Here is a 10317-nt window from a genome sequence, read left to right on the forward strand (position 1 = left end):
CCCCCACTTTATTTATTTAATATATTCTTTTGCTTGTTCAATCGTAATGCCTTGGTAATAGAACCCAAGAATATTTTCTGCGGTTATTCCATCTTTACTACGTGCATAAGCTCCATGTTGACTTAGACCAATGCCATGACCAAAGCCCGTGCCTTTTAACGCGAACTCATTTGTGTCCTCATTTATAATAAAGTCTGTACTCATCAATACTGTTCCACCAAATAGACTACGTAATTGTGGACCTGTTAACGTCAAATCTTTTGAGAATTTTTGAAGAGTTCCCCCGATATAGCTCGATAAACTGTATTTTAAATCCTTAGACACAACTGTTTCACCGCCTAAATAAAATAACGTGTTAGGCTGTTTTACTTGTTCAAGATAACCAGTCGGTAATCTTTGAGCATCTGGGTGAAGTAGTAAAATGGATGAATTATTTTTTGCTGCTTGAACAGATCCTGCAAGTGCATCAACGAACGAATGTGCATTTCCTATAACAAGCGAATCCCCTGGCATTATGAATTTATCATTAATAGCAATACTCGTTTCTACTCGATCAGTTCCGAATGTACGGTTAGTTGCATATCCTGCAATTTGTAGTTTTTCTTCTACTTCTGTTGAAACGACTCCTGTTCCACCGATAATGTTGACACTATTTTTCCCACTTACTTTCAAGTAATCTGAAGTACCCTTAGAAATATTAGATCCACTTTGGATTATGATTGGAATTTGATTTTTTGCTGCATACGGGCTAATTGATAATGCATCTGAAGACTTTTCATCCCCTGTAGCAAGGAATACCGAATCTGTTGAGCCTCCAACTATTTCAGCAATGGCAAGTGATGTATCTGTTCGTGTATCTCCTGCAACACGGGTCGGATGGTAGCCCATTATCCTAAGTTCAGATTCAACATTGGATGATATGGCTACTTCCCCACCAAGCAAATAAACTGTTGCGCCAGGTTCTAAAGATTCTTTAAGATACTCTTTTACAGTAGATGGCAAAGCACTTGTGCGTGTTAACAAGATTGGTGTACCTAGTTTGTAAGCCAATACCGACCCAGCTAGTGCATCTACTGCCAAGTCCCCTCGTCCTAATACTGCTCTATTTCTTTTACCACTCCAGCCTCTCTTCGCAATTTCAACTGCTGTAGCGTAGCGATCTTCTCCAGCTAGCGTTTCCGATTGCGCACCAAGATTCATCGAATAATATAAGCTGTTGTCAGGGTTGGTTTTACGAGTAAAATAAGAAAGATTAAACGTAATCTCTTTTACTTTCCCTGTGTTAGAATATTCAATTGTCTTAATACTATTAATTGAATCTATTTTAATAGATTCAATAGTGGGATCAACTGCGTTTAAGTCTTTTAAAATTCGAGATTTTAGTTTTAAAAATGCAGTACGACTATTGGTGTGTGGTACAACTGACGCCAATAAACTGTCCTCAGCTTGTGTGTTCCACCAACTTGATGGATTCGTAAAATCTAATGTACTTGTGTTAGTTAATTGTTGTTTTTTAAACTGTAACGGTGCAGACCATTTATATGTATCATATTTATCTACTTGTGTTTTATTAAGGTATGGAAGATTACTTGACCAATATTGTTGTGGTAATTCAGTTTGTCCACCATTTGAAGCAGAGAAAAAAGCTGTAACAAAACCAGTGGTTCCATTGTCTTTTCGATATGTCATAATCATTCCTTTAGTTGTTTCAACAGCGGAAGTTGTATATTGGTTATAACTTACATAAGCTGGAGAGATAGAATCCCATACAAAACCTTTGTACACTTGGTAATTAATAGTGTCATCAATCACTACTAAACTATTACCATTCATTTTTTCAAACACATATGAGCGAGCAGCGATGGCTTGTGCACGAAGAGCTTCTTGACCTCCAGTAGATCCCCAACTTGCGGGCATTTCACCAGGTAGTACCCCTTTTATATAATCCTCAAAGCCCAGGTGATTTACTGGTTGTAATTGAAGGGTATTTGATTGAGTAACTAGCCTAAAAATAATTGTGCCTATATGTGGATATTTACTAGTAGAAATCATATTTTCAAGAAGTACATAATTCTCTTTTTTATACTCCCTTGGTTCTAGTGTCGCGGTAGAAAGGTTATCTTTTAGTATCTTTGTTCCTTCCAAAAGTGAAATTTTAGAATTCTGGACTGCTAGTTTATATGTAGTATCTTTCTTAAGAATTATTGTGGTATCTTCTTTTAAAATCGTGTCACCTTTTGGAATAAATTGATATGTTTTGGAAGGTCCTAATTTATTGATCAATTTCACTTTCACAATGAAGTTTTCTGTATCAGTGGCCGCATGGACAGGAGGAGAAATGGTGAAAAATAGCAGTATTGTAAATAAAATTGTTATGGGTGAAAAATATTGTTTAAGTAATTTAGACATTTTTCGCCATCCTTTGTTTTTCTACATTATAGTAGATAATGATTCATCATTCTATCAATTTTTAGAAAATGATTCGATGTACCTTACTTTTTAATATATTCGGGAATATAAATACCCTCTTATCTATCGTAAGTACGATAGATAAGAGGGTTACTCTAAAACGATTGAGATAACAAATCTTATAACTGGTTTTTCTCTATTAAAGATCTTTTTAGTTTTAGTGGTCTATTAGAAATAGTTTTCACTCCAGTCAGGGCTACAGGAGAAAATTACTATTGCATTCTTTTATTTTTCTACATCAATATTATTCCGCACTTCTGTCGCCTTGTAGAATTTCAGATTAATTTATCACCTCAGTTATTACTCAGTTTGGAAATTTGATTTGAAGATTCAATAGAGATCACAAAGGAAGGCTGTGCTTATTGTCTGTAAACACAAAAAAAGCTTTCTAAATATTAATTTAGAAAGCTTGTCTACTATTTTTTCTTATTTTAGACGGTTATAACTTGTAAAGTATTTGCCCCAATAATAAGGATCATTTACTTTGTCAATTTGAACTCCACCATTTGCAGAATGGATAAATGAACCATTACCAATATAGATTCCCATATGAGAGATACCTGCTTTGTAAGTGCCTGAGAAAAATACTAAATCTCCTGGTTGTGGAGAAGAAATTCGAGTACTCATGTTGTAATAACCACTTGTATTTGTCCGAGATAGATCAATGCCCGCTTTATTGTGTACATAATACATAAAGCCTGAACAGTCAAAGCCTGAAGGTGTGATACCACCCCATACATATGGTGTTCCTAAATATTGTTTAGCTACTGAAACCAACTTGTCTCCGCTACTAATTGGTGTTGGTGTTGGTGTTGGTGAAGTAACTACTTGAACAACTGGTTTTTCAGCACCCAGTGCATATTTTGAGACTGCACTTTCGCCACCAACTACTTTTAGTGTATCAACATTCTTGTTATTTATAATATCTTTTGTTTCTGCTGGTAATCTGTCTTTTGCTACTAATAGAACAGGTACTCCTAGTTTTGCTGCATACACTGAACTTGCTAATGCATCAGGAAAGCTTACACCAGATGCAACTAATGGTTTTGCTACAGTAGCTGGGTAAAATTTATTAACAATAGCTTTCATGGTTGCATATCGGTCAGCCCCAGCAATACGAGTTGCACTTAATTCATTCATTACAGAGTTACTTACTGCATTTTCTCCACCGATAACTGTATAGTTCGAGTATTTTGTTTTATCAAAACTTACTTTTGATTTTTCTGTCAATAATATCGGAATACCATTTTGTGCTGCATATGAAGCAATAGCAAGGCTATCGGGAAAAGATTCTCCACTAACAACCACCGCTTTTGTACCGCCTACTTGTTTAGCAATTTCTTCAGCTGTTTCGTAACGAGTTGTCCCTTTAATACGTTCCACTGTTGAAGATACTGATTTCAATTTAGTTTCTACAGCTGTTGTGACTGTCCCACCTAATATAATAACTTTTGTTGCACCTAGTCGTTTTATTTCTGCTAGTACTGTTGCATCTACGCTTGAATTTTTAACTAATAGGATAGGTGCATCTAGTTTCTTAGCAAGTGGTGCACCTGCTAAAGCATCTGGGAAGTTTTCTCCAGAAGCAATAATAACAGTCCCACTGCCATTTGCCCAACCTGCTTTCGAAACTTGAATAGCTGTAAGATAACGACTTTCGCCTTCTATACGTGTAAAATCTCTAATTGTATCGTCATTGGCTTCTGCTTGAGAGTTTGCTGCTACGAATGTGAGAGTTGTTGCTAATATCATTGAACCTAGAATTTTCCGGATTTTCATAATTGGCGTTAAACTCCTTTTTTATATCATTATTGACTAACTAGTATTGATTCTATCACTCATAATGTTATATAAACATTACAATTGCGTTACATTAAGTAACAATTGTGTATCAAAAAAGTCGAAGTGCAATTTGCACTTCGACTTTTTTGATAGTTTTGGGGTCTCTTTTAGCGAAAATAATTCATAATTGTTAATCACTTTTACTGAAACACCTACCAAATGCACTGTCCGAATACATTTCAGATGTAAATCATAATCAAAAAGAACAAAAAGAAGAATTTAAACCTAGTACTAATATGAATTCTATAAACAATAAGTGATAAGTGCTTACTAACTATTATTATCTTCAATCAAGACTTCATAAGATTGATAAAGAGAATTTTGCAATTGAACATTTGAGAAATTTCCTTTCGCGTGATCATTGAGCAAATTCCCCATTCGTTGTAATGTTTGATTTTTTTTGGCAACGATAGCTTCTTGTAAGGCCTCCATTAAGTCGTCTACACTCTTTGGCTGAACAATCCATCCAAGCTCATTACTGATGATTAAATCCCCAACACCTCCCACATCCGTAGTAATGATAGGTGTATGGGCATTAGCAGATTCTAATAAAACCAGAGGAAAACTTTCACTATACGAAGTGAGCATAGAAATATCAGCTAATTCTAAAAGCTGAGCAATATCTTTGCGGAATCCTAATAATTTTACTTGATTTGAAAGTTTTCTTTGTTTGATAATTGCTTCAATCGAACTACGTTCAGGACCTTCACCAACCACCAATAATTTAAAGTTACTAAGTGGTTGTAATTTCTCAACCGCTTCAAGTAAGACTGAATGTCCTTTTACGGGATGCAACCGTGCAATATGAACAGCAACGAAGTCTTTATCACTAATATTATAATTTGCTTTAAGATTGATTAAATCTCTTTCATTATTTTCATCTTTAAAATCAATTCCATTAAATATGGTGGAAATTTTCTTCTCTTCTACTCCATACTTTATCAACATTTCTTTAAATCTAGTTGATACGGCAAAAATATGATTTGCTTTTTTAATAGCTCTCAGGTTTAAGTGCTCAAAAATTATAGCTAATGGTTTTGGTTGATGTAAAAAGTCCAGTTTTGGATCACTATGTACAGTAATTACCCAAGGGATATTAAGTTGAGAAGAAATGTTGTTCATAATAAAATTCGCACGGGGGCCGTGTGAATGAACAATTTGAATTCCCTCTTGTCTTATATGATCACTAACTTTTTTATTTACAGTACGATCTCTTCTCCCCTGTTGTTGAAAAACCGTTACTTTAATCCCTTTTTCTCTTGCTTCTTGTGCAAATTCACCTTCTGTCAAAAGTAAAAGTTCTGCTTCATATGGTGCATCTTTAAAAAGTTGAATTAGGTGTTTTTTAGAACCACCCGTTTCTCCTCCACTAATGATATGTAGAATCTTCATCCATTTCCCTCCAATAAACCGTGTTGTTTAGCGGTTACGTTTACTAACTACTTTTGCTAAGAACATGGGCAAAGCTATCTGACGTTTAATTCGAGAAGGCTGTTTTATTAAACGGTACAACCATTCAGTACCAGTCTTTTGGAATAATTCAGGTGCAAGTTTTACATGTCCGCTATATACATCAAAACTTCCGCCAACTCCTTGGAATACATTTACATTAAGTTGTTCCATATTGTTTTTTATGAAAAATTCTTGTTTAGGACTTCCTAGTGCTACAAACAGAATTTGCGGCTCTGCTTTGTTTATTGTAGTAATAATCTCCTGGGTGTCTTGAACATAACCATCCAATGTTCCAGATACAATCAATTTAGGGAATCTTTCTTGAATTGTACGAGCAGCTTGTTGAACGATTTCAGGTTTTGCACCATACATGAAAATTTTCCACTCATTTTTATTTGCCAAAGCTAATAAATTTCCCATCATACCAATGCCGGTTACTCGTCCACGGATTTTACCACCACTTAGTTTTGAAGCAATCGACACACCAATCCCATCCGGAATTTGATAAGTCGACTCGTTTAATAATTCACGAAGATTGGTGTCCTTTTCCGCCATCATAATTTTCTCTGGATTAATTGCTACAATGCGCACTTTTCGAGATTGCTTAATATCTTCTTCAATGTTATTTATTAATTGTTGTTCGTTTAATGTAGTTACGTCGACACCCATTATATTTTCTTTCACAATCTTTCCCTCCAAAAGAAAAAGACATTCCAACAGGGGAAATGTCTTTTTTTATTTTTTAACCGATTGGATTACCTTTACCATCACCAAGTTTATATACCTTAAATCCTGCTAACTCCCACTCTTCACGATTAATCACATTTTTTGTATCTAGCACGATGGGATTGCTCATTAACGGAACCAGATTAAATGGATTTAAATTTTTGAAATAAGCATGATCAGTCAAGATGACCAATGAGTCTGCACGTGTAATCGCTTCTTCAAATGATTGTGTCTGAGAAGGAACCGTATTTTCTTTAACATGAGGATCAAATGATACTAAATCAACGTCTTCACGGGATAATTGCTTAACAATTTCCATTGAGGGACTTTCACGTACGTCATCAATATTGGCTTTAAACGTTAAGCCAAATACCGCAACACGTGCATTGTTAATGTCATTCGATTTTAAAATTTCAAGTGTTTTATCAACTGTAAAGCTTGGCATCCCATCATTAGTCAAACGAGATAAGTGAATAATCTTAGCTAATTCACTTTGTTTTTCCACTAAGAACCATGGATCAACTGCAATACAGTGACCTCCAACCCCTGGACCAGGATAATGGATATTCACTCGTGGATGATGATTCGCAAGAGAAATGGCTTCCCATGCATTTACACCAAGATTTTCACTTATTTTCGCAATTTCATTTGCAAAAGCAATGTTAACATCTCTAAAAGTGTTTTCAATTACCTTTACCATTTCAGCAGTTGTTACATCCGTAATATGAAATTCACCTTTAACGAAACTTAAGTAAAATTCTTTTGTACGCTCTGCTGATTCTCTATTTATACCACCAATAACACGACTATTATTCACTAATTCATCAAAAACCTTACCTGGAATAACTCGTTCAGGTGAATGAGAAATAAATAATTCTGTACCAAATTCCAAATTGGCCTGTTCTAAGATTGGCATCATTACGTCCATAACTGTTCGTGGAGGAACTGTCGATTCAAGAACGACTACATCACCTTTTTTTAAGAAGGGAACAATTGAAGCTGTAGCTGATTCTATATATTTCATATCAGCAGTTTTCTCCGCAGTGATTGGCGATGGAACAGCTACAATAAACAAGTCAGCTTCTTCAGGTGTAGTTGAAACTGTAAACGTCCCTTGCACTAGGGCTTTATTTAAATAGTCTTGAAGTCCTGGTTCTTCTATATGAACTTGTCCTTTTGATAATAAGTTTATGGCACGCTCACTTACATCAACTCCTAATACTTGATAGCCGTGATTCGCAAACATTACCGCAGTAGGTAATCCAATATATCCAAGACCGACCACACATATTTTTTTCATTAATTTTCGCCTCGATTTTATATTACATAATTGGTACTTAACTTTAATATTATATCTAAAATCCTTATAAAAAGACAGCATAAGCACTAAGAATAAAGTCTAATGTGAATTATGATGTCTTTCCCAGTTCAATTACACTATATACAATTAATATTACCGATTTAATCTAATCTTAATTCTGACTATCTTTAGATGTATATTGATTTGTTATGCTATCTGATATATTTAAAATTTCATAAATAATATTAGTATTCTTTTCAATATAGGGTAAGTCTAAATCAATCCTGGACATGTCATTCATATCATAAAAACGTTTTGGAAAACGGGCATTTTCACCAATATAAAAATGTTCATTGTTTATAAAAGATCCACTTGGTAAGTAGTAACGCATGCCAAGTAAATTATTCTTGTAATGGAATAGGTTTTGTCCCATGATAGGCGATTTGATTTCAATCCCTAATAAGTTTGAAAGTGTAGGCATCATATCTATTTGTCCACCTAAATTCGTGTTGACAATATGCTTATTAAAAATTCCGGGGATTGTTACGATAAACGGAATTGTAAATCTGTCTCTTAATGAATAAGTATGTCCTAGTAATTTAGCCATTAACTCGTTATCTTCGTCTGTCATTGGGCTACCATGAAGGCCTGAATGATCCCCAAAAATAGCGATGACAGATTCATCATAAATACCAAGTTCTTTCAACTCAGTTACAAAGCGTCCGATTTGTTCATCTGTATAGCGTATAGATTGCAAATAATTTCCTACGTAAGTTCCTTCAAATTCATCTGGAAGATTTAATAACTCATCTTTTTTCGGCATCACAAAAGGTGTATGACTTGTCATGGTCATGATATTAGCATACATTCGTTTCTCTAACTGTACATTTTCTTTCACTTTCTCCGTCACAAAGTCAAACAAAACCGCATCTGACGATCCAATACCGATAACATCTTCATTGGGAATTTCTATGTCGGTATATACCGTTTGGAACCCTAGCACTGGATAAAGAGCATCTCGGTTCCAATATTCAACATCATCTGCATGAAAAGTCATTGAGTGGTAATCATTTTCATTTAAATCAGTAACCAGTGAAGGCATAGGTTTACCTGACAGGAAATTAGTGGTTGGTTCCATTCCTTTAGGATATAAAGAAGTATGCAATAACCATTCAGAGTCAGATGTATTTCCTGCACCTATTTGTTGGAAGAGGTTTGAGAACTCTGTACTTTCCTCTAGTAATTTGTTAATATTTGGTGTAATTTCTTGATTCTCAATAGACATCCCAACAACAAACTCTTGCATAGATTCTACTTGAATAATAAATAAATGACGATCTTTTGCCAACCCAAAGCTCTTATGTTCCAAATCCGGAAGGTAGTCGTTATTTTTAAGTTTTATAAGTTCTTGATAATCAAAGTCCGAATCAACTACTTCAGTTTCTTGAAAATTCCTTTGCAACATCTGGGTTAGTTGTGTATTCAAGTAACCGTATTGTTTTGATGCAGATGATACATTATATACAGTGTCTTTATATGTACTTAATTGAACAAGAACTGTAGCCAAGAATAAAGCTGCTATGATTACAACGTTTAGTTTTGTTGAAGCCGGAGTAATTTCAATTTTCCCAAAAATAAGAACAGCAATGATTATAATAAACGTATCAATGAAATAAAACAAATCAGTAAAAGAATACAAATATGGGACAATTTCAATAATCGATCCCACTTGACCAGATTGACTTAAATCATAATAGGAAGGAACGATCAAAAAATATCTTTCATACCAAGTAATCATAATCATTAAAATTGAGGTTAATATATTAATGATTAACAAATAGGGAATTGGATTTTTCATAACCATTAATATAAGCAAGAAATAAGGAATTAACCAAATAACTGATTCAGTTAATAACTGGAGAATAGATAGATCATTAAATAATTCATATCGGAAATAAAAAATCTTTGCTATGACCATAGATACCATAAGAAATATTATGTGAATTTTTATTTTGTTTTTCATACCACTTAATTCTCCTCAAAATTAAATTAAAAATACTGGCAGTCTCCGAGTTTGGAGCTAGAATAGCAGTATTAATTTAACTAACTTATTTTAACTAACTTATTTTAACTAACTTATTTTAACATACCTATCTTTTCAATGAAAGTTGAATATACTAGTATATGACACTTCCGAATTTCAAAGAGACAAATTTATAACTTGACTGGTAATTTTTTCTCTTCTTTATATTTAACCTGAATTATTCATGCCTGGTCGATCGACCGACCATTTTGCCAAAACCCATTGTTTTTTGAATCTTATTAAGGCGTATACAGTTTGTTCTCTTCCTATAACGTTATTTCATATTAGAGAGCTAGAGAAAGGGTGATTTTGGGCAGACTTCCCCCTTCGTTGCCATTTAATTTCTATAAAATGGATATAAAGGGTAGCTATTCTATTTTTAGTTGTTGAATTCGGGTGAGAATCTTCCAAAAGAATTCCTAGTACACGAAACTGGAAGATAATT

Annotated in this window: 6 protein-coding genes; all 6 read right to left on the minus strand. The window is 34.2% G+C overall.

Annotated features, from left to right (window positions below):
- Positions 1-12: 12 nt before the first annotated feature.
- Entirely contained in the window at positions 13-2409 is a 2397-nt protein-coding gene (locus tag B371_RS0116595) for a SpoIID/LytB domain-containing protein (RefSeq protein ID WP_019415435.1), read from the minus strand.
- Positions 2410-2895: 486 nt separating this feature from the next.
- A complete protein-coding gene (locus tag B371_RS0116600; protein ID WP_019415436.1) occupies positions 2896-4248 on the minus strand; it encodes a cell wall-binding repeat-containing protein in 1353 nt (450 codons plus the stop codon).
- A 333-nt stretch (positions 4249-4581) separates the two neighbouring features.
- Complete coding sequence (locus B371_RS0116605; RefSeq protein WP_019415437.1) at positions 4582-5703, minus strand: glycosyltransferase; 1122 nt, start codon at positions 5701-5703, stop codon at positions 4582-4584.
- A 27-nt stretch (positions 5704-5730) separates the two neighbouring features.
- Positions 5731-6447 carry a WecB/TagA/CpsF family glycosyltransferase gene (locus B371_RS0116610; protein ID WP_019415438.1) on the minus strand — a complete coding sequence of 239 codons (717 nt, stop codon included), beginning with the start codon at positions 6445-6447 and terminating at the stop codon, positions 5731-5733.
- Between the two features lie 58 nt (positions 6448-6505).
- Positions 6506-7789 (minus strand): nucleotide sugar dehydrogenase, encoded by a 1284-nt coding sequence (locus B371_RS0116615; RefSeq protein WP_019415439.1) that lies wholly within the window; start codon positions 7787-7789, stop codon positions 6506-6508.
- 172 nt (positions 7790-7961) lie between these two features.
- Positions 7962-9812 carry an LTA synthase family protein gene (locus B371_RS0116620; protein WP_019415440.1) on the minus strand — a complete coding sequence of 617 codons (1851 nt, stop codon included), beginning with the start codon at positions 9810-9812 and terminating at the stop codon, positions 7962-7964.
- Between the last annotated feature and the right edge of the window lie 505 nt (positions 9813-10317).

The organism is Paenisporosarcina sp. TG20 (assembly GCF_000286315.1).
In the GTDB taxonomy this organism is placed as follows: domain Bacteria; phylum Bacillota; class Bacilli; order Bacillales_A; family Planococcaceae; genus Paenisporosarcina.

What these genes read in the sequence shown, in the direction of transcription:
- B371_RS0116595 (WP_019415435.1), bottom strand. Translation starts at nt 2,409, where the DNA reads ATGTCTAAATTACTTAAACAATATTTTTCACCCATAACAATTTTATTT.
- B371_RS0116600 (WP_019415436.1), bottom strand. Translation starts at nt 4,248, where the DNA reads ATGAAAATCCGGAAAATTCTAGGTTCAATGATATTAGCAACAACTCTC.
- B371_RS0116605 (WP_019415437.1), bottom strand. Translation starts at nt 5,703, where the DNA reads ATGAAGATTCTACATATCATTAGTGGAGGAGAAACGGGTGGTTCTAAA.
- B371_RS0116615 (WP_019415439.1), bottom strand. Translation starts at nt 7,789, where the DNA reads ATGAAAAAAATATGTGTGGTCGGTCTTGGATATATTGGATTACCTACT.
- B371_RS0116620 (WP_019415440.1), bottom strand. Translation starts at nt 9,812, where the DNA reads ATGAAAAACAAAATAAAAATTCACATAATATTTCTTATGGTATCTATG.